The following is a 25,737-nucleotide window of genomic DNA, read 5'->3' as shown; positions in this document are numbered from 1 at the left end:
GTCTCCCAGCAGCGCCTGCCCTGGAGCGGTGGGCCCGCCCACTAGGGTGAGCACATGTTCTGGCAGGTGCTGGGGGAGACGCTCCCGCTCGCGTTCGCGGTGATCATCTCACCGCTGCCCCTGGTGGCGGTGATCACCCTCTCGCTCGGTCCGCGCGGCCGCGGCAACGCCGTCGTGTTCACGGTGGCGTTCGCGGTCGCCTTCTTCGCCCTCACCCTGGGCTTGTCGTCGGGGCTCAAGGGCACGACCGAGAACGACGCGTTCTTCGCGCGCGTGTTCCACATCGTGCTGGGGTTCGCGTTCGCTGCCCTGTTCTTCTATCTGGCCTTCCGCAGCTGGCAGAAGCGGCCGAAGAAAGACCAGAAGCCGGCGGAGCCCAAGTGGCTGGCGTCGATCGACTCCTTCGGGGTGGCGAGGTCGGCGGGTCTCGGTCTCCTGCTCGGGCTCGTGAACCTCAAGAACATCCCTGTCGCCGTGGCTGCCGGTGCGGTCATCGGCGGCGAACATCTCGACTGGTCGCTCGTGGTCGTGGCGAGTGCGGTGTTCGCAGGTGTGTCGTCGCTCGGGCTCATCGCCCTGTGCGTCGTGGGCGGCTCGGGGTCGAAGACCGTCTCCTCTGGACTGCACTCGGCCAAGGCAGGGCTGATCAGGCACAACGCGCTCATCATGGCGGTGCTGTTCGTGCTGCTCGGGGCGATTCAGCTGGGCAAGGCGTTCGAGTCGTTCTAGGCGAGCGTGCGGCGCGTGCGTGGCTCCGAGCGCGTGGCGCGTGCCCCACTCCGAACGCGCGGCGCGTGTCCGGCTCCGAGCGTGCGGCGCGTGCCCGGCGCGGGCCGGCCGTGCGGGTGCCGGGGCGGGGGATACTTGAAGGGTGCCCGTCTACCGAGATGAAGGCGTCGTGCTGCGCACCCACAAGCTGGGCGAGGCCGACCGTATCGTCACCCTGCTGACCCGTCAGCACGGCAAGGTGCGCGCCGTGGCGCGGGGCGTGCGCCGCACCGGTTCGAAGTTCGGCGCCCGGCTCGAGCCCTTCATGGTGGCCGACGTGCAGTTCTACGAGGGCCGCACTCTCGACACCATCACCCAGGCCGTGACCCTCGGCTCCTACGGCGCCGAGATCACCGCCGACTACGCCAGCTACACGGCGGCCAACGCCATGGTCGAGACCGCCGACAAGCTCACCGAGACCGAACCGTCGCTGCAGCAGTACCTCCTGCTCGTGGGTGCCCTCCGTTCCCTCGCCCGAGGCGAGCACGGGCCCGCCCTCACGCTCGACTCCTACCTCCTGCGCGCGCTGTCGATGGCCGGCTGGGCGCCCAGCTTCCACGACTGCGCGGTGACGGGCGAGGCCGGCCCGCACTCGGCGTTCGTCGTGCAGCTCGGCGGGGTGGTGAGCGACGGCGTCGCGCCTCCCGGCACCCCGCGCCTCGACCCGGGCACCCTGCAGCTGCTCGCCGCCCTGCTCACAGGAGACTGGCAGACCGCAGACGCCTCCGAAGCACCGACCCGCTCGCGGGCGAGCGGTATCGTGGCGGCTTACACCCAATGGCACCTGGAACGCGGGCTCCGTTCTCTCGAGCACGTCGAACGGTCGCAGACGACGAAGAAGGTCCCCTCCCCGTGAGCCCCCTCAGACGCTCCGGCGCCGAGCCGCCCCGCACCACCTCCCGCTACGCCGAGCCGTTCCGGCCGCTGGATTGGACGGGGCTGCAGCCGCCCGCGATCCCCGCGGGCTCCGTGCCGAAGCACGTGGCGATCGTGATGGACGGCAACGGGCGCTGGGCGAACCAGCGCGGGCTCACCCGTATCGAGGGTCACCGCGCCGGCGAGGCCGCACTCCTCGACGTGGTCGCCGGTGCCATCCAGATCGGCGTGAAGCACGTGAGCGTCTACGCCTTCTCCACAGAGAACTGGAAGCGGTCACCCGACGAGGTGCGCTTCCTCATGGGCTTCAACCGCGAGGTGCTGCACCGCCGTCGCGACCAGCTGAACGAGTGGGGTGTGCGCATCCGCTGGGCGGGGCGCAAGCCCAAGCTCTGGGCGAGCGTGATCAAGGAGCTGCAGTTCGCCGAGCAGCTGACCGCCGCGAACTCCACCCTCACCCTCACCATGTGCGTCAACTACGGAGGGCGCACCGAGATCGCCGACGCCGTGAGGGCGATCGCCGACGACGTGGCCGCCGGGCGCATCCGCCCCTCAGCGGTGTCGGAGAAGCTCATCCAGCGGCATCTGTACGTGCCAGAGCTTCCCGACGTCGATCTGTTCGTGCGGAGTTCTGGAGAGCAGCGCACCTCGAACTTCCTTCCCTGGCAGTCGGCGTACGCCGAGATGGTCTTCTTGGACAGGTTGTGGCCCGACTTCACCCGGGTCGACCTGTGGGAGGCTATCGAGCGCTACACCGGCCGTGCGCGGCGCTTCGGCGGAGCTGTGGACAAGCCGTCCGCATCCGCCGCTGTGGAGGAGCCGGCGGAGTCGGCTGCGGAATAGTCGCGCCCGCCGCGCGTTGCTCTTCAGGTGAGTGATTCCGAACCCATCAAGATCGACATCTGGTCAGACGTCGCCTGCCCCTGGTGCTACATCGGCAAGCGCAAGCTCGAGAACGGCCTCGAGGAGTACGCGCAGTCGGCCGACGCCCTGCCGGTCGAGATCGAATACCACTCCTTCGAGCTGTCGCCCGACACCCCGGTCGACTTCGAGGGCAGCACCACCGACTACCTCGCCGCACGCAAGGGCATGCCGGTCGCACAGGTCGAGCAGATGCTCGACCGGGTGACGGGCATCGCGTCGTCGGTGGGTCTCGACTACGACTTCGACGCGGTGAAGCACACCAACACGGTGAAGGCGCACCAGCTCATCCACTACGCCAAGGCGCGCGGCAAGCAGCTGGAGGCGAAGGAGCGCCTGCTCAAGGCGTACTTCGTCGACGGTCAGCACGTGGGTCGCGTCGGCGACCTGGCCGATCTCGCCGCCGAGATCGGCCTCGACCGCGACGACGTGGTGCGCTCGCTCGAGGCCGACGAGTACCTCGCCGACGTGCACGCCGACCAGCGTCAGGCTGTGGCCTACGGCATCCAGGGCGTGCCGTTCTTCGTCATCGACGGCAAGTACGGCGTGTCGGGCGCCCAGGCTGCCGCGGCGTTCGTGCAGGTGCTGTCGCAGGTGGCGGGCGACCGACGCGAGGTGGGGGCGTGACCGGCCCCCTCGGCGGTGCGGCGGCTCCCGCTGACGCTGACGCACCGGTCGCCGTGCGGGCTGACGCACCGGTCGCCGTGCGGATGGACGGGGCCGCATCGACCGATGCGACCGAGTCCGTCGAGAATCGGGCCCTGACTCCCTTGGCGTTCCTCGGCCCCGCCGGCGCGACGTGCGAGGGCGACTCCTGCTCTTTCTGAGCTCAGGCAGCCGCCTGGCTCAGGAGCGCGGCGCGATCGGGTCGGAGATGTCGGCGACCGTGGCGCCGAGCGCGGTCGCCAGCGCGTCGGCGTCGACGAAGGCGCTGTGGCCGTGCGCTCCCGCCCCCATCGCCACGCGGGGGCGCCCGGCGAACGCCGCGTCGAGGTACACGGGCCACGCCGTGCTGCTGCCGAGCGGCGTGATGGTGCCCCGCTCGTACCCCGTGGCCTCCAGCGCCACGTCCTGGTGCGGCATCGACAGCCGGTTGACCCCCACCAGCGCCCGCAGCTTCGGCCAGCTGATCTGGCGGTCGCCCGGGATGAGGGCGAACAGGAACCCGCCGTCGTGCCGCTTCACGACGAGGCTCTTCATGATGTCGGCCGGCTCGAGCCCGAGCAGGGCTGCCGCGGTCTCGAGCGAGTCGGCGGCGGGCCGCTCGACGATCTCGACGTCGAGTCCGAGGCGGGCGGCGTCGGCGCGCACCCTCTCGGTTCCCTCGGGGGCGGGCGCGGCGTCAGATGAGTTGTTCACAGCACCATTGAACCGGATGCTCGTGCACAGGATTCCCGTCGGCGACACGCTCACCGCATCCGTCTGGAAGAATTGACCCCGATGACTTCCTCCACTCTCCTCGCCGGCGGCTCCAAGCTCGCCATCGGCCCCATCGAGCTCGACGTCCCCGTCGTGCTCGCACCCATGGCCGGCATCACGAACACGGCGTTCCGCCGCCTGTGCCGCGAGTTCGGTGCGGGGCTGTACGTGAGTGAGATGATCACGAGTCGCGCCCTGGTCGAGCGCACGCCCGAGACGATGCGCCTCATCACCCACCACCCGAGCGAGACGCCGCGGTCGATCCAGCTCTACGGCGTCGACCCGAAGACGATGGCCGACGCCGCGCGCATCCTCGTCGACGAAGACCGTACCGACCACATCGACATGAACTTCGGCTGCCCGGTGCCCAAGGTCACCCGCAAGGGAGGCGGGGCGGCGCTGCCCTGGAAGCTCGACCTGTTCCGCGAGATCGTGGAGTCGGTGGTCGACGCGGCCGGCGACATCCCGGTGACGGTCAAGATGCGCAAGGGCATCGACTCCGACCACCTCACCTACCTCGAAGCCGCCCGCGCGGCCGAGGGCGCGGGGGTGGCGGCCATCGCGCTGCACGCCCGCACCGCCGGCGACTTCTACAGCGGCACGGCCGATTGGGGTGCCATCGCGACGCTCAAGGAGACCATCACGAGTGTCCCCGTGCTCGGCAACGGCGACATCTGGTCGGGCGAAGACGCGGTGCGCATGGTCGACGAGACCGGCTGCGACGGGGTCGTGGTGGGTCGGGGCTGCCTCGGTCGGCCGTGGCTGTTCGGCGACCTCTCCGCGGCGTTCCGGGTGCGCTCCGGCGACCTCTCCGCCGAGGAGGCCGTCGCCCTCCGCGCGGCCCCCTCGCTCGGTGACGTCGCCCGCACCCTGCGCCGGCACGCCGAGCTGCTCACCGAGTTCTTCGGCGACGAAGACCGCGCCTGCCGTGACATCCGCAAGCACGTCGCCTGGTACCTCAAGGGCTACCCGGCCGGGCACGAGGTGCGCGCCGCCCTCAGCACCGTGAAGACGCTGGAGGCGATGGACGAGATCCTCGCCACCCTCGACTGGTCGATGCCCTACCCGGGTGCCGACGCCGAAGGCCCGCGTGGCCGGGCCGGCAGCCCGAAGAAGCCCGCCCTGCCCGAGCACTGGCTCGACTCCCGCGCCCTCGGCGGCGCCGGCCGCGCCGATCTCGCCGAAGCCGAACTGGACCACAGCGGTGGCTGAACCCCTCCTCAACCTCGCCACCTACGCGCCCACCAAGGGCTACGCCGAGTCCGACGCCGAGCGCCTGCTGCCCGAGGAGCACTACACGAGGCGCAGCGACTTCGCGCGCGACCGAGCCCGTGTGCTGCACTCCTCGTCGCTGCGCCGACTCGCGGCCAAGACGCAGGTGCTGAGCCCTGCCGTGGTCGCCGACTTCGCCCGCAACCGGCTCACCCACTCGCTCGAGGTGGCCCAGGTGGGCCGGGAGCTCGCGGCGAGCCTCGATCTCGACCCCGACGTCGTCGACACCGCCTGCCTCGCCCACGACCTCGGGCATCCGCCCTTCGGTCACAACGGCGAGCGTGCACTCAACGACTGGGCGCGGGAGATCGGGGGCTTCGAGGGCAACGCCCAGAGCCTGCGCATTCTGAGCCGCCTCGAGCCGAAGGTGGTCGGTGAGACCGGCCGCAGCTACGGCCTCAACCTCACCCGGGCGAGCCTCGACGCCAGCTGCAAGTACCCGTGGACGGCCAGCGACCCCGTGCAAGACCCGAGCGGTCGCCTGAAGTACGGGGTCTACGACGACGACGTCGAGGTCTTCGACTGGTTCAGGGCCGACGCGCCCGCGCGGAGGCTCTGCGTCGAGGCGCAGGTGATGGATCTCTCCGACGACATCGCCTACTCCGTGCACGACTTCGAAGACGCCGTGCTGAACGGGTACATCGACGTCTCGGTGCTCGGCGACCGAGTCGACCACGCCGACCTGGTCCGCCGCATCCACCTGCGCGCGGGCGGCGGGTTCGAGCTTGACGAGCTGGCCGAGGCTTTCGAGCGGCTCGACTCGCTCAAGGTGTGGCTCTCGGAATGGGACGACTCGCGGGCCGCCCACGCCTCGCTCAAGAACCTCACTAGCCAGCTCATCGGCCGCTTCGCCGGTGCGGCGACCCGTGCCACCCGCGAGGCGTTCCCCACCCCGAGTATCACCCGCTACGGCGCCGACGTCGTGGTGCCCGACTGGGTGGCGGCCGAGATCGCCACCCTGAAAGGCATCGTCTCGGTGTTCGTGATGAGCACCGACGCCCGCCAGCCCCTCTACGTCGACCAACGCGAACTGCTGAGCGAGCTCGCCGACGCGCTGCTCGAGTCGGAGGGCGCTGCCCTCGACACCGCCTTCGCCGCCGACTGGCGCGAGGCGACCGACGACACCGCGCGCCGACGCGTGGTGGTCGACCAGGTGGCGAGCCTCACCGACCAGACCGCCGTGGCCTGGTACGAGCGGCTCTGCGGCGGTTCCCGGCCGCGGCTCGCGCTCCCCGTGCGGAACGTGTCGTGAGCCCATGGCAGGTCTGATCCGCCGCAGCGACATCGACGAGGTGCGTTCGCGCATCAACATCGCCGACGTCGTCGGCGACTTCGTCACCTTGAAGAGCGCCGGCGTCGGCTCGATGAAAGGTCTCTGCCCGTTCCACGACGAGCGGTCGCCGAGCTTCCACGTGCGACCCCAGGTGGGCTACTACCACTGCTTCGGGTGCGGCGAGGGCGGCGACGTCTTCACCTTCCTGCAGAAGATCGACCACGTCACCTTCTCGGAGGCCGTCGAGCGCCTCGCCGCCACGATCGGCTACCAGCTGCACTACGAAGACGGCGGCGCCGCGGTCGATCACGGCAACCGGGCACGACTGCTGGCGGCCAACGAGGCGGCCAGAGAGTACTTCGCCGAGCAGCTCACGGCGCCCGGGGCCGACGCCGGCCGCGCCTTCCTCGGTGAGCGCGGCTTCGACGCCTCGGCGGCCGCACGCTTCGGCGTGGGCTACGCACCCCAGGGGTGGGACAACCTGGGCAAGCACCTGCGCGGGCGAGGCTTCACCGAGGCGGAGCTCTCGGCGGCGGGCCTCGTGAGCCAGGGCGACCGCGGCAGCTACGACAGGTTTCGCGGCCGGCTGGTGTGGCCCATCCGCGACCAGACGGGCCAGACCGTCGGGTTCGGAGCGCGCCGGCTGTTCGACGACGACAAAGGCCCGAAGTACCTCAACACGCCCGAGACGGCGGTCTACCACAAGGCACAGGTGCTCTATGGGCTCGACCTCGCCAAGCGCGACATCTCGCGCACGCGCCAGGTGGTGGTCGTCGAGGGCTACACCGACGTGATGGCCTGCCACCTCGCGGGGGTCACCACGGCGGTCGCCACCTGCGGCACCTCCTTCGGCGTCGACCACATCAAGATCATGCGGCGAGTGCTCTCCGACGACAGCTCGGGTCTCGGCGAGGTCGTGTTCACCTTCGACCCGGATGCTGCGGGCCAGAAGGCAGCGCTCCGCGCGTTCAGCGAGGAGCAGCGGTTCGCCGCGCAGACCTACGTGGCGGTGGCGCCCGACGGCCTCGACCCCTGCGACCTGCGCCTGGCGAAGGGTGACGACGCCGTGCGCCGGCTCGTGAAGAGCAAGAAGCCGATGTTCGAGTTCGTCATCAAGCAGAAGCTCGCCGCCTACGACCTCGACTCGGTGGAGGGCAGGGTCGCCGCCTTGCGCGACGCCGCCCCTGTCGTCGCCGACATCCGCGACAGCGCGCTGCGCCCCGCCTACACCCGCGAGCTCGCGAAGATGCTCGCGATGGAGCTCGGCGAGGTGAGCCAGGTCGTCGAGCGCTCCGGCACTCGCTCGGGCGGAGGCGAGCGCGGGGGAGACCGGGGCGACCGGGGAGACCGCGGCGACCGTGGAGCCCTCACCCGCGGGGGAGAACGCACCTCCGGCGGCCCGCACCCGGCCGACGGCGGGCGCATCGACCCCACGGCATCCGGAACCCTGGTGATGCAGCAGTCGGCGGTGCCCTCGGTCACGAGCCTCGCACCCGAGCCGGCCGTGCGCCCGCGCGTCACCCTCACCCAGCTCCCGGTCACCACCGCCATGCGCACCGAGCGCGACGCCCTCGTGGCGATCCTGCAGACCCCCGTCATCGTGGGCCGTGACCTCATCGCCCACGCGACCGTCTGCGGTTTCAGCAACGCGCCCCTCGCCGCCGTGCGCGACTCCATCGGGCGCAACCTCGACGCCTTCGACAGCCCGAACTGGGTCGCCACCGTGCAGGGAGACGTGCCTGAGGAGTACCGCACGCTCGTGGAGGAGCTTGCGGTCGCCCCCATCCCCGAACGCCCCGAGCGACAGCCCGAGGGCTACCTTCGCAGCATCGTGCGCGACCTGGTCACCCGGCACCTCCAGCGCCGCAAAGACGACCTCATCGGCCGACTGCAGCGCACCGACGCCGTCGCCGATCCCGTCGGCTACCGCGAGCTGCAGGTGCAACTCGTGCAACTCGAGGCCGACCGACGCGCCTTCCTGGCGGAATGAGGTCGTCGGCATAGGCTCGAAGCGATGAGTGAGCCCAAGGTCCTGTCCGCCTCCGATGTGACGATCGAGTACCCGTCGCACAGCGTGAGCCCCGCCTACACCGCCGTGAAGGGCTTCACGCTCGACATCGCGCCCGGCGAGATCGTGGGGCTCGTCGGCTCGAGCGGCTCGGGCAAGTCGACCCTCGCCCAGCTCGCCTCCGGCCAGGCCGCTCTCCGCACCGCGGGCGACGGTTCGCCCCGCATCGTCGGCGGCGAACTCGAGGTGCTGGGCTACCGGGTGCGCGGCATGCGCCGCTCGAAGGCGGGAAAGCTCGCCATGGGTGTGGGCTACGTGGCCCAGGATGCGGGCTCGCGGCTCACCTCCAACATGACGGTCGCCGAACTGGTCGCCGAACCCCTCTTCCTGCGCGACAAGCGGTTCGACCGGCACGAGGCCGGGCTGCGGGCCGCCACCCTCGTCGACGCGCTGCTGCTGCCCGTCGGCACGATGCTCAAGCAGCCGCACGAGCTCTCGAGCGGTCAGCGCCAGCGCGTGGCCGTGGCGCGCGGGCTCATCCTCGAACCGCCGCTGCTCATCGCCGACGAGCCCACCGCCGGCGTCGACGTGTCGGTGCGCGGCGCCGTCATCGACGTGATCGCGGCGCTGCAGCGGCGACGCGGAGCCGCGGCGCTCATCGTCAGCCACGACCTCGACGCGCTGCGCCGTTCGGTCGACCGCATCGCGATCATCCACGAAGGCGTCGTCGTGGGTCTCGGCCACATCGACGAGGTGCTCGGCGACCCGAGACACCCCTACGTGGCGAGTCTCGCCCGCGAGGTGCTCCCCGAGGCCGAGGAACCCGAGGCCGAAGGCGATGACGTCGAGCCCGGCGACGACGAGTCCGCCGACGAAGACTTCGACGAATCCGAGTTCGACGAATCCGAGTTCGACGACACCGACTTCAACGACACCGACGCCGACCGCCGATGACCCCGGAGCCCGGCCCCCTCGCCGTCCTCCCCGTCGCCGACCCGCTCTTCGTCGACGCCGTGCGCGCTGCGGGCGGCGCCGTCGCACCCCTCTCCGCGTCGACCCGCGGCATCGTGTGGCTCGACAACGCGGGCGGCGACAGCCTCGGCGAGGTGCTGGCCGCGCATCCTGATGTCAATTGGGTGCAGCTGCCCTGGGCCGGCGTCGACTCCTTCGCCGAAGTCCTCCGACAGCACGACCGCCCCGGGCGCATCTGGACGAGCGCGAAGGGCGCCTACGCGCGCCCGGTGGCCGAGCACGCCCTCACCCTGCTGCTGGGCGTGCTGCGCCTGCTGCCGACGCGCATCCGTGCCGACTCGTGGGGAGCCAAGGGCGGGGCGTCGCTGTACGGCCGCCGCGTGCTCGTCGTGGGCGCGGGGGGAATCGCAAGGGAGCTCCTCCGCCTGCTCCGGCCCTTCGAGGTCGACGTCACGATCGTGCGCCGCACGGCGGCCCCCGTGCCGGGTGCGACCACCACGGTGACCGTCGACCGCCTCGACGAGGTTCTGCCGGCTGCCGACGTCGTCGTTCTCGCCGCACCGCTCACCGAGGCCACGTCGGGCCTGCTCGACGCCGCGCGACTCGCGCATATGAAGCCCGGGGCATATGTCGTGAATGTCGCCCGTGGCGGCCTCCTCGACACGGGGGCGCTGCTCGCCGCTCTCGACGCCGGCCACCTCTCCGGAGCGGGCCTCGACGTGACCGATCCCGAACCGCTCCCGACCGGGCACCCCCTCTGGCGCCACGAGCGCGTCGTCATGACCCCGCACACGGCTGACACGCCCGAGATGACGAGGCCGCTCCTGGCCGAACGCGTGCGCGACAACGTGCGCGCCTACCTCTCCGGAGGCGGATTCACGGGCGTCGTCGACCCTCGACAGGGCTATTGAGGGGAGGGGTGGCGAAAGCTCTCCCGAAAGGGTGATAGTGTTTCCATCGCTGTTTCGACAGCGATAATCCTCGATAGCTCAATTGGCAGAGCAGCCGGCTGTTAACCGGCAGGTTCTTGGTTCGAGTCCAAGTCGGGGAGCGAAGGCCTCGCGGCTCCACCCGCGGGGCCTTTTTCGTTGCCGTGGCGAGAGGGGAGGGCACCGATGGCCGCCCGATCGCCCGAGGAACGCGCCGCCGTGCGGGCGGGGCTGGCCGTGGGGCTCGCCACCGCCGTGTACGGCGTCTCGTTCGGTGCGCTGGCCACCCTGTCGGGCCTCGACGTGTGGCAGACCTGCTTCCTCAGCCTCGTCATGTTCACCGGTGGCTCGCAGTTCGCCCTCATCGGCGTGCTCGCCTCGGGAGGGCTCGCCGCCGGGCCGGCGGCCATCACGAGCGCGGCGCTGCTCGGCACGCGCAACGTGTTCTACTCCATCCGCATGTCGCCGCTCATCGGCCCCGGCTTCCTGCGGCGAGCTGCCGCCGCCCAGCTCACCATCGACGAGTCGGTGGCGGTGGCGACGGCGCAACCCACCCTGCGCAGCCAGCGGCTCGGCTTCTGGGTGACGGGCATCGCCATCTATCTGGGCTGGAACCTCACCACCCTCATCGGGGCGCTCATCGGCGACCTGCTCGGCGATGTCAGTGCCTACGGTCTCGACGCGGCGGCCGCCGCAGCCTTCCTGGGGCTGCTGTGGCCTCGGCTGAAGGAACGGCAGACCCAGGCCGTGGCCGTGGGCGCCGCCGTCGTGGCCACGCTGCTCACGCCGGTGCTGGTGCCGGGTCTTCCCGTGCTGGTGGCCGCGTCCGTCGCCGTGGTCGTCGGCGCCTTCAACCTGCTGGGAGCGAGGCGCGAGTCGTGAGCGCCTGGAACATCGTGCTGCTGGCCTCGATCATCTGCGTGGGCCTCAAAGTGGCGGGCTACCTCATTCCGGCGAAGGCGTTCGAGCACCCCACCATCGCCCGCATCGCGAACCTGCTCACGGTGGCGCTCCTCGCGGCGCTCATCGCGGTGCAAACGCTCGGCGCCGGTCAGAGCGTGCAGCTCGATGCGCGGGTGCCCGCCGTCGCTGTGGCGGCGGTGCTCTACGCGCTGCGCGTGCCGTTCGTGGTGGTCGTGATCGCGGCAGCGGCGGTCGCAGCGCTCCTCCGCGCCGTCTTCTGACGTCGAGGGCACAGCATCCGGATGCGGTGGCCGGCCCGGCCCGGCCCGCCCGGCTCAGGCGTCGAGGTCGTCGCGTCCCGGCAGCCAGCTCAGCCCCGCGACGCCCCAGCCGCGCTTGCGCTCGATCTTCTGCGCCACCCGGTCGAACGGGCGCCCCAAGCGGTCGACGTAGAGGCGGCCCTCCAGGTGGTCGAACTCGTGCTGGAAGATGCGGGCGAGCCAGCCGTCGACCTCCAGCTCGTAGTGGGCGCCCTCGAGGTCGGTGGCGCGCAGCACGGCGCGAGCGCCACGCGCGAGCGGGAAGCGCTCGCCCGGGAAGGAGAGGCAGCCCTCCGACTCGGCGTCGGGGTCGGCAGGCTCGGTCGAGGTCGGCGTGATGAACAGCTCGGGGTTCACGGCGACGCCGCGGTGCTCGACCTCGTCGTCGTCGGTCCAGCCGTAGACGAACAGGCGCAGCGGCACACCCACCTGTGGGGCGGCGAGTCCGACGCCGGGCGCCGCATCCATCGTCTCGAACATGTCGGCGACCAGCGTGCGCAGCTCGTCGTCGATCTGCTCCACCGCTCGGGCGGGGGAGTGCAGCACGGGGTCTCCGGAGATCCGGATCGGGAGAACGGCCATTCGCTAAGCCTAACGGCGGGCCCTGCGGGGTAGTGTCTACGGGTGCCCCCCGTCCTCAGCGAGCTCTCCGCCACCATCGCTCTCGACCCGAAGCAGTTCATCGGCATTCCGATCGCCCTGGTCGGAGCGGTCTTCCTCAGCCTCGGGGCGCAGTTCCAGCACCGCGGGGTGGCCAAGGTCGAGGCGCGCACGCACGGCGTCGACAAGGGCCTGAGCGCGAAGCAGCTGATGGCTCTGCTGGCCCGCCCGTCGTGGGTGATCGGCACGCTCATGCTGGGTCTCGCCATCGTCTTCCAGCTCACCAGCCTCGGCTTCTCGCCCATCATCGTGGTGCAGCCGCTCGGCGCGGTGGCGCTCGTCATCACCGCGGTGCTGAACTCCCGTGTGAGCAAGGTGAAGCTCAACCGCAGCTCGGTCATCTCGATCGTGCTCTGCGTCGGCGGCGTGGGGCTGTTCGTGCTGGTGGCGGCGTTCACCGCTGTCGACAAGCCCGTCACCACGCGTGACCTCATCGTCATCCTCATCATCCTGGCGATCGTGCTCCTCCTGTTCGCCTTCGGCTTCGTGGTGCTCCGCAGGCGGTTCAAGGCGATCGCCTACATCGTGGGCGCCGGCGTGCTCTACGGCTTCGTCGCCACGCTGGCGAAGGTCGTCATCAGCCGCATCTTCCAAGCGCACTTCGAGTGGCTCACCGTGCTCGCCCTGGCCGGGCTGCTGGCCGCGGCGGCGCTCGGCGGCTACTTCGTGCAGAACGCCTACTCCTCCGGGCCGCCCGACCTCGTGATCGCGGGTCTCACGGTCATCGACCCCCTCGTCGCGGTGGCCATCGGCATCACGGTGCTCGGCGAGGCGTCGCAGGCGCCGCTCTGGGCGCTCTTCGCCTTCGTGGTCTTCGGCGCCGTGGCCATCATGGGAGTCTTCGGCCTCGCGCGCTACCACCCTCAGGCCAAGCGCTAGGGTACATTTTTGCGAAGACGAACCTTCCATCACGAGCAAGAAAGACGACGGTTTGACTGACTCCCGAGTACCGAGCACCCGAGCGGATGCGCCAGAAGCGCAGGGCGAGGAGGCACGGCCGCTGAGGATCGTGATCGGCGCCGACACCTTCTCTCCCGACGTGAACGGCTCGGCCCGGTTCGCCGAGCACCTCGCCTCGGGGCTCGCCTCCCGCGGGCACGACGTGCACGTGGTCGTCCCTGCGGCGAGCCGCAAGCACGGCACCTGGAAAGAGGTCTACGACGGGCAGGTCGTCACCGCGCACCGCCTGCGCAGCTGGCGCTGGTACCCGCACGACTGGCTGCGCTTCGCCCTGCCGTGGCGCATCCGTCAGAACTCGGCCCGCATCATCGACGAGGTCAAGCCCGACGTGGTGCACTTCCAGTCGCACATCGTCGTCGGCCGCGGGCTCTCCGGCGAGGCCGAGAAGCGCGGCATCCGCATCGTGGGCACGAACCACGTCATGCCCGAGAACATGCTGCAGTTCAGCGGCATCCCGAAGTTCCTGCAGGCCTGGGCGATCCGTCTGCAGTGGGCTGCGGCGCGTCGCTCCTTCATCCGGGCGGATGCGGTGACGGCCCCCACCCGCCGTGCCGCCGACTTCTTCGAGCGGGAGACGGGCATCCACGACGTCTACGCCATCTCCTGCGGCATCAACGCCGACAGCTACGTGCCCGACTTCAGCCCGCGCACCGAGAACCGCATCCTGTTCGTCGGCCGCGTCGCCGGGGAGAAGCAGATCGACGTGCTGCTCAAGGCGGTGCAGCAGCTGCCCGCCGACCTCGACGTGAAGCTCGAGATCGTGGGCGGCGGCGACCAGCTGAAGAACCTGCAGGCCATGGCCCAGCAGCTGGGCATCGGCGACCGCACGACGTTCACGGGGTACCTTTCCGAAGAAGACCTCCGCAAGGCGTACACGCGCTCGACCGTGTTCGCGATGCCCTCCATCGCCGAGCTGCAGAGCATCGCGACCATGGAGGCGCTCGCGAGCGGGCTGCCCGTGGTCGCCGCCGACGCGATGGCGCTGCCACACCTCGTCCACGACGGCGAGAACGGCTACCTGTTCCGGCCGAGCGACGCCGGCGACCTGGCGGCGAAGCTCGAGAAGGTGCTCCGCATGCCCGAGGCCGAGCTCGAGGCGTTCAAGCGCGAGTCGCTGCGCATCGTGTCGGCGCACGACATCCAGCGCACCCTCACCACCTTCGAGCACCTCTACCGCGGCGAGCCCGTCACCGACCCGGTCGTCATTCCCCCGACCCGCGAGCCCGACGGCGCTCCTGCGTAGGGCGGACGGGACTTGAACCCGTGACCGATGGATTATGAGTCCACTGCTCTGACCAGCTGAGCTACCGCCCCGTCGGCCGGCACGAGCCGACCGCGACACCACGATACCGTGCCCGAGTCGGCATTGCGGGCGCGTTGCACGGGGAGCGCTCCCCATCGTGACGGCTCACGAGGTTGCCTACGCTCGGGGTATGAAGACGGATGCACGAGAGACCGACAGCGACAGCACGACGATGAAGCGGGTGCACTACGGTCGCGCCACCATCGACGTCGACGAGACGCAGTCGCAGCTGCTGGCCGGGCACATCCACCAGCTCTGCCGACGGCGCCGGACCGCCGTGCACACGCTCTACGGCTACGTCGGCGACGCCAGGGAGCGCAGCACCGTGCAACTCGTCATCGGGCACGGGGTGCCGACGGCGATCCTGCCGGTCGAGAGGGCGCACTCGCCAATGTCGGTCGCTGTGCCTATCGTTGAGGCACGGCAGCGGCGCAGACCCGAGGAGCAGAGTGCGAGACAGCACCCCTGAGAGAACATACGACTCACGATTCGACCGCGCCTTCCAGCCCGGTTTCGACGAGCCAGACCCCTCCTCCTCATCGGCGCGCGCCGATCAGGTCGACGCCGACGCGGCAGCACTTTTCGACGATCCGGGCCCGCACGGCGACGGCGCGGCGTTCGACGGGGCCGGCGCCCGCTTCGTGCGACCACGCCGTCTGGTCGACGGTTTCGTGGTGGCCCTCTGGGTGGTGGGCGCCGCCCTGCTGGCCGGGGGCGCGGTCGTGCTCACCGCGCTCAACGAGGCGATCTACTCGTCCAGCGGATTCACACAGAACTACCCGATGCTCATGATGATGTTCCAGTTGTCGCCCTGGTTGTCCCTGCTCGGGCTCGCCACACTCATCGGCACTGTCTTCCTGCTCGCCACCCGATGGGATGCCCGCTCATGACCCTCGAGCCGAACCACGCCCTGCCCGCCGAGACCACCGGTGCACCGCTGTCGCTCACCGAGTTCAACAACTACACAGGCGCCATCATGGCGAACCTCGAGCGGGTCATCGACGGCAAGACCGAGGCCGCGACCCTCGCCCTCATCGTGCTCATCGCCGAGGGGCATCTGCTGGTCGAAGACGTGCCGGGCGTCGGCAAGACCACTCTCGCCAAGGCCCTCGCCACGAGCGTCGGATGCACGGTGAGCCGCATCCAGTTCACTCCCGACCTCCTGCCCTCCGACGTCACCGGGGTGTCGATCTACAACCAGGTCGACCACGCCTTCGAGTTCAAGCGGGGGGCGATCTTCGCCAACATCGTCATCGCCGACGAGATCAACCGTGCCTCGCCGAAGACCCAGTCGGCCCTGCTGGAGTGCATGGAGGAGCAGCAGGTCTCGCTCGACGGCGCGACGCATCCGCTCGACCCCCCGTTCATCGTCGTGGCGACCCAGAACCCGATCGAGATGGAGGGCACCTACGCCCTGCCCGAGGCCCAGCGCGACCGCTTCATGGCGCGCATCTCGATGGGCTACCCCGACGCCGCGGCCGAGCTCTCGATGCTGCACCACCGCGAGACGACGAGCCCCCTCGACCAGCTGACCGCCGTCGTCGACAAGGCGCAGCTCGCCGAGATGATCGAGACGGCCCGCGCCATCTACGTCAGCCGCGCCGTCGAGTCGTACGTGGTGTCGATCGTGCAGGCGACCCGCAGCCACCCCGAGTTCAGGCTGGGGGCGAGCCCGCGCGGCACCCTGCACCTCGTGCGCGCCGCCAAGGTGCTCGCGGCGCTGAACGGCCGCGAGTTCGTGGTGCCCGACGACGTGAACCAGCTCGTCGTGCCCATTCTCGCCCACCGCATCGTCGCCACCCGGCGCGCCGCCGGCGACGCCCGCGGGGGCGGCCTTCAGGCCATCGCCACCGCCCTCCGAGCCATCGTCGCCTCGACGCCCGTGCCGCTCACGCGGTCGCGCGGCGCCTGACGGCTCGTCTCATGGCCAGGCCCACCACCGACCACCGCATCCCGCTCCCGACCGTCAGGGGCTGGGGTCTCGTCGTCGCGTCGGTCGCTGCTTTCGTGCTGGCCGAGGTGTTGCACCGGCACGAACTGGTCTACCTCGCCTGCTTCCTCCTCGCGGTGCCGCTCTTCTCCTACCTCTGGGTCGTGCTGCGGCGGGCTCCGCTCAGCGTGCAGCGCATCTTCACCCCCGAGTCGGGCTCCGTCGGTCAGAACATCACGGTCACCCTCCTCGTGCAGAACTGGGGGAGTCTCCGCACCCCCACGATGCTCTGGTCGGACGAGGCGGGCGCGCCCCTCCTGCCGAGCACCCCGGCCGTGCTGCCGCCGCTGCCGGGCTTCGCCTCCTCCGCGCTCGATACGCCGGTCTCCACCCCGCTGCGCTACCGGCTCGACACCCGCTCCCGCGGCGCCCACCGTGTGGGCCCGTTCACCGTCTCCATCACCGATCCGTTCGGATGCGCGCGGCGCCTCCTGCGGGTCGGCTCCACCGACAGCGTGCTGGTCACACCGGTCGCCCTCGAGCTCGCCCGCATCGACCTGCGGCTGGCCACGGGCGACGGGGCCGAGCAGGTGTCGCGCCGCCTCGTCGGCGGCGGCGAGCAGGACGTGATCGCCCGCAAGTACCTGCCGGGCGACTCGATGCGTCGCGTGCACTGGCCCGCCACCGCGAAGCATGGCGAGCTGATGGTGCGGCAAGACGACCAGCGCAACGATCAAGACGCGGTCGTGCTCCTCGACGCCGCGTCGTTCGACGAGCTGTCGTGGTTCGATGCGGCGGGCGCGTCGACGGGCCGGGCGGGTCGCGGTGCCGGCGCGGGCGCGAGCGCCGGAGCGGGAGCGGGCGCTGGTGCGGGCGCGTCAGGCGTGGACGGTCTCGACGAACTGCTGGCCGGAGGCACGGGCGGTCTCGACGCCGACGAGGTGGCCTTCGAGTGGGCCGTCTCGGCGGTCGCCTCGATCGCCGTGCACCTCATGAACGAGGGCTTCGGGGTTCGTGTGGTCGGCGCCGTGGGGGAATCAGGCGCGACCTCGGCCGACGAGGTCTACGTGGCGCCCTTTGGCGCCGCGCGTGTGCTGCGCGACCTGGCGGTCGTCGAGCCCGAGTCGCTGAACGACGCCGCGGAGTTCCGCGAGGCGGTCGATCAGGCGTCGCTCACCTCGCCCGACGCCCCTCCGGTGTTCGCCGTCGTCGCCGACGCCCCGGGGGCCGGCGACCGCATCCGGGATCTCGCCACCCTCTCCTCGCACCCCGTGGTGTTCCTCGTGGGCGGGGCGGCAGCGACGTCGCCCGGCTCGACCATCGGTGCGCGGCGCCCGCGCGGAGCGGGTCGTCGCCCGTCGGAGCAGGCGCCGAACGAGTCGAGCGAAGCCGTCGCGCTGCGCGGCGCCGGCTGGGCCGTGGTGCCGTGCCGGCCGGGAGACGACCTGCCGGCGCTCTGGAAGTCGCTCGGCGCCGCGCGAGGCCTGTCGTGAACGCCGGGGCGGCCGGCACGGCTGCGGCACCACGGGCCGGCGGCGTGGAGGCGCGGAGCGGCGCGGGCGGGACTCAGCCGCACGATTCCGCGCGTGCAGGCTCTGCCCGGGGCGGACGCTCAGGCGCCGCTCGAGCCGACGGAGGGCCGCGTCAGAGTGCCGCCGCCCTCCGTCGGCTCGAGCGGCGCGGCGCCTGGCGCAGCACCCTCTGCGTCGCGGCGGCGCTCGGCGCCGCCCTGTTCGCCCTGAGCCCGCTGCTGCAGGGCGTCGGCTGGTGGTTCGCCGTCATGGCGATGGTCACGGTGCTGCTCGGCGGCATGGCCGTCATCCGCGGGCGCGGGGCGCCCGAGCTCGTCGTCGTGCTGTCGGCGGCGCTCGGCTGGGCGGTACTGGTCGTGCTGCTCTATGCACCGGGGTCGCTGTGGATCGTCTTCCCGACCGTGGGCACCCTGAGCGATCTCGGCGCCGATCTCGACGCGGCGCGCATCTCGATCGCCGTGCAGGAGGCGCCCGCCGTCGCCGACGGCGCGATCACGCAATTGCTCGTCATGTCGGTGGGGCTCATCGCCGTGGTCTCCGACGAGCTCGCCACGGGCCTCCGCACACCCGTGCTGAGCGGCGTGGGCCCGATCGCCGTGCTCTCCATCGCGCCGCTCGTGCGCCGTGACGACCCGAACCTCGTGGTGTACGTGTGCACCGCGGTCGCATGGCTCGGCGTGTTGTGGTTCAGCTCGCGCATCGGCCGTGTACCGGAGGCCGAAGCATCCGTCTCGGCACCCGCCCGCGGGCGACCGCTCCCGACCCGCGCGGGCCGCAACGGGCTCGCCGCGACGGGCCTCGGCGCGGCGGCGATCGCGACGATGCTCGTGGTGCCCGCCGTCACCCCGGGCCTCACCGCCGACTCGTTCACCGAGCCGGGAGGCAACCTGCTGCCCTCCGTGTACAGCACCGGTGTCGACCCTTCCATCCAGCTGGGGCGCGACCTGCGGCGCAGCGAACCCGTGCTCTCGCTGAGCTACTCCACCGACTCGGAGGAGGGGCTCTACCTGCGCATGCTCACCCTCGGTGACTTCTCCACCGGCGCCTGGGAGCCCGAGCAGCCCTATTCGGCCAACGGCTACTCCCCGGGCCAGCCCTTCGGCAGCCCGCCCGGACTCGCCGCCGACGTGCCGGTCGTCGAGACCTCCACCTCCGTGTCGATCGCCGCCTTGCGCAGCGACTGGTTGCCCCTCCCGTACCCCACGCAGCGTGTCGACGGGCTCGACGACGGCTGGCTGCTCACCCCGTCGACCTTCACCATGACCGACCTGCGCGGCGACACCAGGGGTCTGGCCTACGAGGTCACCTCGCTGACGCCGCAGCCCTCCGCCGAGCAGCTCGCGGCAGCGGGGTCGGTCGTCCCCGATCCGCTGCTCGACTACCTGCAGCTGCCTGGCGGGTTGCCCCCCGTGATCGCCGACACCGCGGCCGCCGTCACCGCGGGAGCCACGACCGGCTACGAGCGTGCGGTGGCGCTGCAGGAGTACTTCCGCTCCGACCAGTTCAGCTACTCCCTGCAGACCCCGGTCGAGGGTGGTTTCGACGGCGACACCGCCGACGCCATCGCGGTGTTCCTCGACGTGAAGTCGGGGTACTGCGTGCACTACTCGGCGGCCATGGCCGTCATGGCGCGCACACTGGGCATCCCGTCGCGGATCGCCGTGGGGTACGCGCCCGGCCAGTCGCCCGACTCCACGGCGGCCGGCGGTGCCGTCTACGAGGTCTACACCGACCAGCTGCACGCCTGGCCCGAGCTCTACTTCGAGGGGGTCGGGTGGCTGCCTTTCGAGCCCACCCCCGGGCTCGACTTCACGCCACCCGACTACAGCCTCCCCGACTACGCGCAGCAGTCGTCGACCAGCGACACCGCGGCGCCGGCCCCCAGCAGCACCTCCACCTCGGCCGCCGAGCGCCCCGACGACGCCCTCGACGTGGGCGCCGGGCAGAGTCCGGAGCAGCTCGCCCTCGGCCAGCTGCGCGGCTGGGCGGGCTTCATCGGCATCGTGGCGGCCGTCGCGGTCGTGGTGCTCACCCCGTGGGCCATTCGTCGCCTCCGCCGCCGCAACCGCTTCGCCCGCCTGCTGCACCACCCGCTGCCGGGAACGCTGGCCTGGGCGGAGTGGGAGGACACGCTCGACGACCACCGGGTGCAGCGCTCACAGGGCGACACGGTGCACGACCTCGAGCGGCGCCTGCTCGACGAACTTCCGCTCGACGACGAGGCCGAGGCCGCTCTCGGGCGCTTGCGTCGTGCCGTCGAGCGGGAGCAGTACGGTGTTCCGGGTGGCGTGGGGGCGGATGCGCGGGGTGAGATCGAGAGCGACCTGCGACGGCTGCTCACGGCCATCGACGCGGGGGAGGAGCGGGGGGCACGGTATCGAGCCCGGTTCCTCCCGGTGTCACTCCTGCGCCGACGTCGGTCGGCGGCCCCGGCGGGGGCGTTCGCTCCGTAGTTCGCGGGTGAGGGCGGGCAACCCGCCCGGGAGGGTCGACAGGGTGTCGAGCCAGCGCAGGGCGGCTCCGGCGAGCTCGGCGCGGGCGAGGGCCGCGGCGTCGGCCGCGGTATCGGCCGCGGTACCGGCGTCGGCGAGCGGTGCCGGGTCTGCGGCGTCGAGCTCCGCGCGCCACGCGCGTGCGTAGCCGTCGAGGAGCGCGGTCGACTCCGGGCGGCCGAGGCTGGTGGCGAGCAGCACCTTGAACACCATGTCGGGCCAGGCGGTGGGGGAGTCGACGCCCAGCTCGGTGAACCAGGCGTCGGCCTCGGCGCGGCCGCGCGGCGTGATGCCGTAGAGCGGGAGGCCGTCTGAGGTGCTTCCCGCGGCGTGCACGAGCTCGGCCACGCTCAGGCGCTCGAGCGTGGAGTAGATCTGACCCACGTTCACCCGGCCGACGCGATCGGTGCGCTGCTCCAGTTCCCCGTGCAGCTGCAGCCCGTAGGCATCGGCCTCGGAGAGCAGCGCGAGGATTCCCGCTCGCACCGACATGGGCCCTCCGATCCGCTCCCGTAATTGTCCGCTCAGTATAGTTCTGGGAGTCGCGCGTGTCGGGGATGACACGGTTGTGATTCGCTCCGCGGCTCCGGCATAATGTGAGCACAACTGCACACGCCATCAGGTTTTCTGTTCGAGGTCGTTGGGGAAGACGCACCTCAGGAATGGAGAGAGCTATGGTGGCAACCGTCGCACGCGGAGTGGTCTACATCCACTCCGCTCCCCGCGCGCTCTGCCCCCACGTCGAGTGGGCCGCAGGTCGCGCTATCGGTCGTGCAGTGAACTTCGACTGGATCGAGCAGCCCGTGCTGCGCGGTTCCCAGCGCGCCGACTTCTTCTGGGAGGGCGCACCCGGCACCGGGGCCGCCATCGCGTCTGCGCTCCGCGGGTGGGAGCACCTCCGCTACGAGGTCACCGAAGACCCGAGCGAGGGCAGCGACGGCGGGCGCTGGATGCACACCCCCGACCTCGGCGTGTTCTACGCCCAGCTCGACTCGGCGGGCAACACCGTCATCCCCGAGAACCGCATCCGCGACGCCATGGAGACCGCCGGCACCAACGCCCTCGAACTCCACCGCGAACTCCGCCTCGCCCTCGGCCAGGCCTGGGACGACGAACTCGAACCCTTCCGCTACGCTAGCGACTTCAACCCCGTGGTCTACCTCCACCGCGTGGGGTGAGAGGCACCCACACCACACTTAGTCGCTCAACCTGCTCTCATTCCCCAAAATAAGAACACTTTGCGCGACCAACTCCGCCCGCGACTGGCACCAATTCCACCCGCGAGGTGCCACCACGAAACCCCACGCAACAGGCCCTTCCCTGACGAGCCAGGGTGAGTGCGTGGCCGCGAAGCGACCGCGTGCTCACATGTCGCGGCGCGCCGCAGAAGCGGCGGCGCGCCCCGGCAGAGCCGCGCGCAGCACGGCCCTGCCGGCAGCCAGCACAGCGCCGCCGAAGAGCTACCGGGAGCCCCCGCGATCACACAGTCCTAAACGCCACCACCGCGTTGTGCCCCCCGAACCCGAAGGAGTTCGAGATGGCGACGAGGTCGCCGTCGCCGAGGGGGCGGGGTTCGCGCACGACATCGAGGGGGATCTCGGGGTCTTGCTCGCTGAGGTTGATGGTGGGGGGAGCGGTGCGCTCCTGCAGCGCTTTCACCGTGAAGATCGCCTCGATGGCGCCGGCGCCACCCAGCAGGTGACCTGTGGAGGCCTTGGTGGCCGAGACGGGGATCGAGTGCAGGCGGTCGCCGAACACGTGCAGCAGCGCCTTGTACTCGGCGATGTCGCCGACCGGGGTGCTCGTGGCGTGCGCGTTGATGTGCGCGACGTCGTCGAGGGTGAGCCCCGAGCTCTCCACCGCGGCGAGCATGGCGCGGGCTGCAGCCGAACCCTCGGGATCGGGTGCGGTGATGTGGTACGCGTCGCTCGTGACCGCACCGCCGAGCAGCTCGGCGTAGATGCGGGCGCCGCGGGCGAGCGCGTGCTCCTCGGTCTCCAGCACGAGGGCGGCGGCGCCCTCGCCGAGCACGAATCCGTCGCGGGTGAGGTCGTAGGGGCGGGATGCCGTGGCCGGGTCGTCGTTGCGCTTCGACAGCGCCTGCATGGCGGCGAAGGCGGCGATCGGCAACGGGTGGATGGCGGCTTCGGAACCACCGGCGATGATGATGTCGGCGTAACCGGCCTGCAGGTGCTCGTAGGCGTTCACGATCGACTCGGTGCTCGAGGCGCACGCGGAGACGACGGTGCGCGCTCCGGCACGAGCGCCGAGCGACATCTCGATGGCCGCAGCAGGGCCGTTCGGCATGAGCATCGGCACGGTCATCGGCAGAACGCGGCGCGGGCCCTTCTCGCGCAGGGTGTCCCAGGCGTCGATGAGCGTCCACACGCCGCCGATGCCGGTCGCCCAGTCGACGCCGAAACGCTCGGGAACGACATCCGGTGCCCCCGCGTCGGCCCACGCCTCACGGGCGGCGATGAGCGCGAACTGGCTGCCCGGATCGAGGCGCTTGGTCTCGATGCGCTCGAGCGCCTCCGAGGCGGGAACCCGGGCCTGAGCGGCGAAGGTGATGGGGAGCTCGCGCTCGGCGACCCACTCCTGCTCGAGGGGGGTGGCTCCCGACTGGCCGGCCAGCAGGTTCTTCCAGCTCTCCTCGGCGGTTCCGCCGATGGGAGAGGTGGCACCGATGCCGGTGACGACGATCTTCTTCGTGCTCATGGTGAAACTTTCTGTGGGTGGTCAGTCCAGTGCGCGCCGGGATGGCGCAGTTCGGTCGGCGGTCTCGCAGAAGCGAGCCCGCCGACCATCCGCGTGGGGGAGGGCAGGGGCCGGAGCCTAGCCCTGGGCCGCGACGATGAAGGTCACGGCGTCGCCGACGGTCTTGAGGTTCTTGACCTCTTCGTCGGGGATCTTCACGTCGAACTTCTCCTCGGCGTTCACGACGATGGTCATCATCGAGATGGAGTCGATGTCGAGGTCGTCGGTGAAGGACTTGTCCAGCTCGACAGTGTCGGTCGCGATGCCGGTCTCGTCGTTGATGAGCTCAGCCAGTCCGGCCAGTACTTCTTCGGTGGACAATGCCATTGTTCTCTCCTTGGGGGTGTTTGTGACCGAGACTCAGTGTAGTCGCGGCGCAGGGCGGTGTTCGTGCACGGCAGGGCCGCCGCAGAGCACGGTTCAGGGCAGCACCACGACCTGGGCGCCGTAGACGAGGCCGGCGCCGAAGCCGATCTGCAGGGCGAGCCCGCCCGAGAGTTCCGGATGCTCGGCGAGCAGCCGGTGCGTCGCCAACGGGATCGAGGCGGCCGAGGTGTTGCCGGTGGTCTCGATGTCGCGACCGATCACGACCCCCTCGGGCAGTTTCAGCTGCTTCGCGAACTCGTCGATGATGCGCATGTTCGCCTGGTGCGGGATGAACGCTGCGAGGTCGTCGACGGTGACTCCGGCGGCGTCAAGGGCCTGCTTGGCCACCTTCACCATCTCCCAGACCGCCCAGCGGAACACGGCCTGGCCGTTCTGCCACAGCGTGGGCCACTCGGCCTCCTGATCGCGGAACTGGATGGACGTGCCGGTCATATGGATCTCGTCGCGCTTGGTCGCATCCGAACCCCAGATGGTGGGGGCGATGCCGGGGAACTCGCTCGGACCCACCACCGCGGCACCCGCGCCGTCGCCGAGCAGGAAGGAAATGGAGCGGTCGGCCGGGTGCACGTACTCCGAGAGCTTCTCGGCGCCGATGACGAGCACGTACTCGGCCATGCCGGAGCGGATGAGCGAGTCGGCCTGCCCGATGCCGTAGGCGTAGCCCGCGCAGGCCGCACTGATGTCGTAGGCGGCGGCGAGCGGTGCGCCGATGCGCTCGGCCACGTGCGTGGCGAGCGAGGGCGTGATGACCGGATTGCTGATGGTCGAGACCAGGATGGCGCCGATCTGCGACGGCACGATGCCCGCCCCTTCGATCGCCTCCTTCGCGGCGGCTTCGGCGAGATCGACGGCGAACACGTCGTGCGAGGCGCGCTTGCGCTCGACGATGCCGGTGCGCTGGCGGATCCACTCGTCGGAGGAGTCGATCGGGCCGACCAGGTCGTCGTTCGGCACCGAGAGGTCGCCGCGGGCGGCCCCGATCGCGTAGATGCGGGTGAACTGGGGGCCGGTGGCCTGCTTGAGGGTGGGGTGGGTCATGGCGCTGCCGCGATGCCTTCCGTGCGTAGAGGGTGGTCGGTGACGGTCGCTCAGGCGGCCTGGTCGAGGAGCTCGTAGGCTGCCGCGAGGTCGTCGGGGGTCTTCACGGCGACCGCCGGAACCCCCTTCAGACCGCGCTTGGCGAGACCCGTGAGGGCGCCGGCGGGGGCGACCTCGATGATGCCGGTGACCCCGGCGGCGGCGAAGGCCTCCATGTCGAGGTCCCAGCGCACGGGCGACGACACCTGGCCGACGAGCAGGTGGACGAAGCGCGCACCGCTCGAGACGAGGCTGCCGTCGTTGTTGGTCCAGATGGGCAGCGTCGGGTCGGCGGGGGTGACCGTGGCGGCCACCGCGGCGAGCCGCTCCACGGCGGGCTGCATGTAGTGGGTGTGGAAGGCCCCGGCCACCTGCAGCGGGATGACGCGCACGCCGCGCGGCGCCCGCTCCGCGAGTGCCGCGAGCGCGTCGGGTGCTCCGGCCACGACGATCTGCCCGCCGCCGTTGTAGTTGGCGGGAATGACGCCGACCTCGTCGAACAGCGCGAGCAGCTCGCTCTGGTCGCCGCCCACGACGGCGCTCATGCCGGTCTGGGTGAGTGCCGCAGCATCCGCCATCGCCCGCCCGCGCTCGCCCACGATGCGCATCGCATCGGTGGCCGACAGGATGCCCGCCCCGGCCGCCGCGGTGATCTCGCCCACGGAGTGGCCGGCGATGCCGCCCACGCGCTCAGCGCGGCCGTCGGCGAGCAGGGCGTCGAGGGTGAGCAGGCCCGCCGCCACGATGAGCGGCTGGGCGACCGCGGTGTCGCGGATGGTGTCGGCGTCGCTCACGGTGCCGTGCTGCACCAGGTCGACCCCTGCCGCCTCGCCCAGCTCGACGAGACGGGCCCGCACGGCGGCGTCGGCGATCCAGGGTTCGAGGAATCCGGGGGTCTGCGACCCCTGGCCGGGGCATACGACGACGATCATTGCTTCAGTCTCCCAAGAGTTCGGTCAGAGGATGTGTCGGGCACAT

Annotated in this window: 27 protein-coding genes and 2 tRNA genes; 21 read left to right on the top strand and 8 right to left on the bottom strand. The window is 71.0% G+C overall.

Going from position 1 to position 25,737, the window contains the following annotated elements:
• Positions 1 to 54 precede the first annotated feature (54 nt).
• From HL652_RS08765 to HL652_RS08745, 5 genes are all read left to right on the top strand, one after another.
• Positions 55 to 729: a GAP family protein gene (locus HL652_RS08765; protein ID WP_171704979.1), complete on the top strand. Its 675-nt coding sequence runs from the start codon at positions 55 to 57 to the stop codon at positions 727 to 729.
• Between the two features lie 142 nt (positions 730 to 871).
• Positions 872 to 1,624: a DNA repair protein RecO gene (gene recO, locus HL652_RS08760; RefSeq protein ID WP_171704978.1), complete on the top strand. Its 753-nt coding sequence runs from the start codon at positions 872 to 874 to the stop codon at positions 1,622 to 1,624.
• Positions 1,621 to 2,487 carry an isoprenyl transferase gene (locus HL652_RS08755; protein WP_371743617.1) on the top strand — a complete coding sequence of 289 codons (867 nt, stop codon included), beginning with the start codon at positions 1,621 to 1,623 and terminating at the stop codon, positions 2,485 to 2,487. Before recO ends, HL652_RS08755 begins: the two co-directional genes overlap by 4 nt.
• A 27-nt stretch (positions 2,488 to 2,514) precedes the next feature.
• Positions 2,515 to 3,192, top strand: coding sequence for a DsbA family oxidoreductase (locus tag HL652_RS08750; protein ID WP_171704976.1), 678 nt, complete (start codon positions 2,515 to 2,517; stop codon positions 3,190 to 3,192).
• Positions 3,189 to 3,392, top strand: coding sequence for a hypothetical protein (locus HL652_RS08745; protein ID WP_171704975.1), 204 nt, complete (start codon positions 3,189 to 3,191; stop codon positions 3,390 to 3,392). Before HL652_RS08750 ends, HL652_RS08745 begins: the two co-directional genes overlap by 4 nt.
• A gap of 19 nt (positions 3,393 to 3,411) precedes the next feature.
• Here the strand turns inward: HL652_RS08745 and HL652_RS08740 are convergent, their stop codons facing one another.
• Positions 3,412 to 3,924, bottom strand: coding sequence for an aminoacyl-tRNA deacylase (locus HL652_RS08740; RefSeq protein WP_171704974.1), 513 nt, complete (start codon positions 3,922 to 3,924; stop codon positions 3,412 to 3,414).
• An 81-nt stretch (positions 3,925 to 4,005) separates the two neighbouring features.
• Between HL652_RS08740 and dusB the strand changes: the two genes are divergently transcribed.
• From dusB to HL652_RS08700, 8 genes are all read left to right on the top strand, one after another.
• Positions 4,006 to 5,196 (top strand): tRNA dihydrouridine synthase DusB, encoded by a 1,191-nt coding sequence (gene dusB, locus HL652_RS08735; protein WP_216604048.1) that lies wholly within the window; start codon positions 4,006 to 4,008, stop codon positions 5,194 to 5,196.
• Positions 5,189 to 6,508: a deoxyguanosinetriphosphate triphosphohydrolase gene (locus HL652_RS08730; RefSeq protein ID WP_216604046.1), complete on the top strand. Its 1,320-nt coding sequence runs from the start codon at positions 5,189 to 5,191 to the stop codon at positions 6,506 to 6,508. Before dusB ends, HL652_RS08730 begins: the two co-directional genes overlap by 8 nt.
• 4 nt (positions 6,509 to 6,512) lie before the next feature.
• The gene (gene dnaG / locus HL652_RS08725) at positions 6,513 to 8,519 is read left to right on the top strand and encodes a DNA primase (protein ID WP_171704973.1); all 2,007 of its coding nucleotides are present in this window, start codon (positions 6,513 to 6,515) and stop codon (positions 8,517 to 8,519) included.
• Between the two features lie 24 nt (positions 8,520 to 8,543).
• Positions 8,544 to 9,491, top strand: coding sequence for an ATP-binding cassette domain-containing protein (locus tag HL652_RS08720; RefSeq protein WP_253743731.1), 948 nt, complete (start codon positions 8,544 to 8,546; stop codon positions 9,489 to 9,491).
• Entirely contained in the window at positions 9,488 to 10,420 is a 933-nt protein-coding gene (locus HL652_RS08715; protein ID WP_171704972.1) for a D-isomer specific 2-hydroxyacid dehydrogenase family protein, read from the top strand. Before HL652_RS08720 ends, HL652_RS08715 begins: the two co-directional genes overlap by 4 nt.
• Before the next feature lie 67 nt (positions 10,421 to 10,487).
• A tRNA-Asn gene (locus tag HL652_RS08710) sits at positions 10,488 to 10,560 on the top strand.
• A 64-nt stretch (positions 10,561 to 10,624) separates the two neighbouring features.
• Positions 10,625 to 11,320 carry an AzlC family ABC transporter permease gene (locus tag HL652_RS08705; protein WP_171704971.1) on the top strand — a complete coding sequence of 232 codons (696 nt, stop codon included), beginning with the start codon at positions 10,625 to 10,627 and terminating at the stop codon, positions 11,318 to 11,320.
• Positions 11,317 to 11,622, top strand: coding sequence for an AzlD domain-containing protein (locus tag HL652_RS08700; protein WP_171704970.1), 306 nt, complete (start codon positions 11,317 to 11,319; stop codon positions 11,620 to 11,622). Before HL652_RS08705 ends, HL652_RS08700 begins: the two co-directional genes overlap by 4 nt.
• Positions 11,623 to 11,676: 54 nt before the next feature.
• Here HL652_RS08700 and def read toward each other — a convergent pair whose 3' ends face one another.
• On the bottom strand, positions 11,677 to 12,243 hold the full coding sequence (gene def, locus HL652_RS08695) for a peptide deformylase (protein WP_171704969.1): 567 nt from the start codon (positions 12,241 to 12,243) through the stop codon (positions 11,677 to 11,679).
• Between the two features lie 42 nt (positions 12,244 to 12,285).
• Here def and HL652_RS08690 point away from each other — a divergent pair, with 42 nt between their 5' ends.
• Positions 12,286 to 13,200, top strand: coding sequence for a DMT family transporter (locus tag HL652_RS08690; protein ID WP_171704968.1), 915 nt, complete (start codon positions 12,286 to 12,288; stop codon positions 13,198 to 13,200).
• Positions 13,201 to 13,252: 52 nt separating this feature from the next.
• A complete protein-coding gene (locus HL652_RS08685; RefSeq protein ID WP_371743616.1) occupies positions 13,253 to 14,524 on the top strand; it encodes a glycosyltransferase in 1,272 nt (423 codons plus the stop codon).
• On the opposite strand, the gene HL652_RS08680 is transcribed toward HL652_RS08685, so the two are convergent.
• Positions 14,522 to 14,595 (bottom strand) — tRNA-Ile (locus HL652_RS08680). The genes HL652_RS08685 and HL652_RS08680 overlap by 3 nt on opposite strands.
• A gap of 119 nt (positions 14,596 to 14,714) precedes the next feature.
• Here HL652_RS08680 and HL652_RS08675 point away from each other — a divergent pair.
• From HL652_RS08675 to HL652_RS08655, 5 genes are read left to right on the top strand one after another with little or no spacing between them, the layout of a single operon-like run.
• On the top strand, positions 14,715 to 15,053 hold the full coding sequence (locus HL652_RS08675) for a hypothetical protein (protein ID WP_171704967.1): 339 nt from the start codon (positions 14,715 to 14,717) through the stop codon (positions 15,051 to 15,053).
• Entirely contained in the window at positions 15,034 to 15,474 is a 441-nt protein-coding gene (locus HL652_RS08670; RefSeq protein ID WP_171704966.1) for a hypothetical protein, read from the top strand. Before HL652_RS08675 ends, HL652_RS08670 begins: the two co-directional genes overlap by 20 nt.
• On the top strand, positions 15,471 to 16,496 hold the full coding sequence (locus HL652_RS08665) for an AAA family ATPase (protein WP_171704965.1): 1,026 nt from the start codon (positions 15,471 to 15,473) through the stop codon (positions 16,494 to 16,496). The genes HL652_RS08670 and HL652_RS08665 overlap by 4 nt, the downstream gene beginning before the upstream one ends.
• An 11-nt stretch (positions 16,497 to 16,507) precedes the next feature.
• Complete coding sequence (locus HL652_RS08660; protein ID WP_171704964.1) at positions 16,508 to 18,007, top strand: DUF58 domain-containing protein; 1,500 nt, start codon at positions 16,508 to 16,510, stop codon at positions 18,005 to 18,007.
• Positions 18,004 to 20,499, top strand: coding sequence for a transglutaminase family protein (locus HL652_RS08655; RefSeq protein WP_171704963.1), 2,496 nt, complete (start codon positions 18,004 to 18,006; stop codon positions 20,497 to 20,499). Before HL652_RS08660 ends, HL652_RS08655 begins: the two co-directional genes overlap by 4 nt.
• Here the strand turns inward: HL652_RS08655 and HL652_RS08650 are convergent.
• Entirely contained in the window at positions 20,446 to 21,030 is a 585-nt protein-coding gene (locus HL652_RS08650) for a PadR family transcriptional regulator (RefSeq protein ID WP_171704962.1), read from the bottom strand. The two genes, HL652_RS08655 and HL652_RS08650, sit on opposite strands and share 54 nt — an antisense overlap.
• A 182-nt stretch (positions 21,031 to 21,212) precedes the next feature.
• Between HL652_RS08650 and HL652_RS08645 the strand changes: the two genes are divergently transcribed.
• Complete coding sequence (locus tag HL652_RS08645) at positions 21,213 to 21,716, top strand: DUF3145 domain-containing protein (RefSeq protein WP_171704961.1); 504 nt, start codon at positions 21,213 to 21,215, stop codon at positions 21,714 to 21,716.
• Positions 21,717 to 22,017: 301 nt separating this feature from the next.
• Here HL652_RS08645 and HL652_RS08640 read toward each other — a convergent pair whose 3' ends face one another.
• The 4 genes from HL652_RS08640 to HL652_RS08625 form a co-directional block, all read right to left on the bottom strand.
• Positions 22,018 to 23,256, bottom strand: coding sequence for a beta-ketoacyl-[acyl-carrier-protein] synthase family protein (locus HL652_RS08640; protein ID WP_171704960.1), 1,239 nt, complete (start codon positions 23,254 to 23,256; stop codon positions 22,018 to 22,020).
• Between the two features lie 117 nt (positions 23,257 to 23,373).
• Positions 23,374 to 23,622, bottom strand: coding sequence for an acyl carrier protein (locus HL652_RS08635; protein WP_066038612.1), 249 nt, complete (start codon positions 23,620 to 23,622; stop codon positions 23,374 to 23,376).
• A gap of 93 nt (positions 23,623 to 23,715) precedes the next feature.
• Positions 23,716 to 24,720 carry a beta-ketoacyl-ACP synthase III gene (locus HL652_RS08630; RefSeq protein WP_171704959.1) on the bottom strand — a complete coding sequence of 335 codons (1,005 nt, stop codon included), beginning with the start codon at positions 24,718 to 24,720 and terminating at the stop codon, positions 23,716 to 23,718.
• Positions 24,721 to 24,770: 50 nt separating this feature from the next.
• Complete coding sequence (locus tag HL652_RS08625) at positions 24,771 to 25,691, bottom strand: ACP S-malonyltransferase (RefSeq protein WP_171704958.1); 921 nt, start codon at positions 25,689 to 25,691, stop codon at positions 24,771 to 24,773.
• Between the last annotated feature and the right edge of the window lie 46 nt (positions 25,692 to 25,737).

It is taken from the genome of Herbiconiux sp. SALV-R1 (genome assembly GCF_013113715.1).
In the GTDB taxonomy this organism is placed as follows: Bacteria; Actinomycetota; Actinomycetes; order Actinomycetales; family Microbacteriaceae; genus Herbiconiux.
This window is presented reverse-complemented; position numbering and strand designations above follow the sequence as displayed.

Excerpts from the sequence above, each read along its gene's own strand:
- HL652_RS08765 (WP_171704979.1), top strand. The coding sequence starts at position 55 with ATGTTCTGGCAGGTGCTGGGGGAGACGCTCCCGCTCGCGTTCGCGGTG.
- dusB (WP_216604048.1), top strand. The coding sequence starts at position 4,006 with ATGACTTCCTCCACTCTCCTCGCCGGCGGCTCCAAGCTCGCCATCGGC.
- dnaG (WP_171704973.1), top strand. The coding sequence starts at position 6,513 with ATGGCAGGTCTGATCCGCCGCAGCGACATCGACGAGGTGCGTTCGCGC.
- HL652_RS08720 (WP_253743731.1), top strand. The coding sequence starts at position 8,544 with ATGAGTGAGCCCAAGGTCCTGTCCGCCTCCGATGTGACGATCGAGTAC.
- HL652_RS08715 (WP_171704972.1), top strand. The coding sequence starts at position 9,488 with ATGACCCCGGAGCCCGGCCCCCTCGCCGTCCTCCCCGTCGCCGACCCG.
- HL652_RS08705 (WP_171704971.1), top strand. The coding sequence starts at position 10,625 with ATGGCCGCCCGATCGCCCGAGGAACGCGCCGCCGTGCGGGCGGGGCTG.
- def (WP_171704969.1), bottom strand. The coding sequence starts at position 12,243 with ATGGCCGTTCTCCCGATCCGGATCTCCGGAGACCCCGTGCTGCACTCC.
- HL652_RS08675 (WP_171704967.1), top strand. The coding sequence starts at position 14,715 with ATGAAGACGGATGCACGAGAGACCGACAGCGACAGCACGACGATGAAG.
- HL652_RS08665 (WP_171704965.1), top strand. The coding sequence starts at position 15,471 with ATGACCCTCGAGCCGAACCACGCCCTGCCCGCCGAGACCACCGGTGCA.
- HL652_RS08660 (WP_171704964.1), top strand. The coding sequence starts at position 16,508 with ATGGCCAGGCCCACCACCGACCACCGCATCCCGCTCCCGACCGTCAGG.
- HL652_RS08650 (WP_171704962.1), bottom strand. The coding sequence starts at position 21,030 with ATGTCGGTGCGAGCGGGAATCCTCGCGCTGCTCTCCGAGGCCGATGCC.
- HL652_RS08645 (WP_171704961.1), top strand. The coding sequence starts at position 21,213 with ATGGTGGCAACCGTCGCACGCGGAGTGGTCTACATCCACTCCGCTCCC.
- HL652_RS08640 (WP_171704960.1), bottom strand. The coding sequence starts at position 23,256 with ATGAGCACGAAGAAGATCGTCGTCACCGGCATCGGTGCCACCTCTCCC.
- HL652_RS08635 (WP_066038612.1), bottom strand. The coding sequence starts at position 23,622 with ATGGCATTGTCCACCGAAGAAGTACTGGCCGGACTGGCTGAGCTCATC.
- HL652_RS08630 (WP_171704959.1), bottom strand. The coding sequence starts at position 24,720 with ATGACCCACCCCACCCTCAAGCAGGCCACCGGCCCCCAGTTCACCCGC.
- HL652_RS08625 (WP_171704958.1), bottom strand. The coding sequence starts at position 25,691 with ATGATCGTCGTCGTATGCCCCGGCCAGGGGTCGCAGACCCCCGGATTC.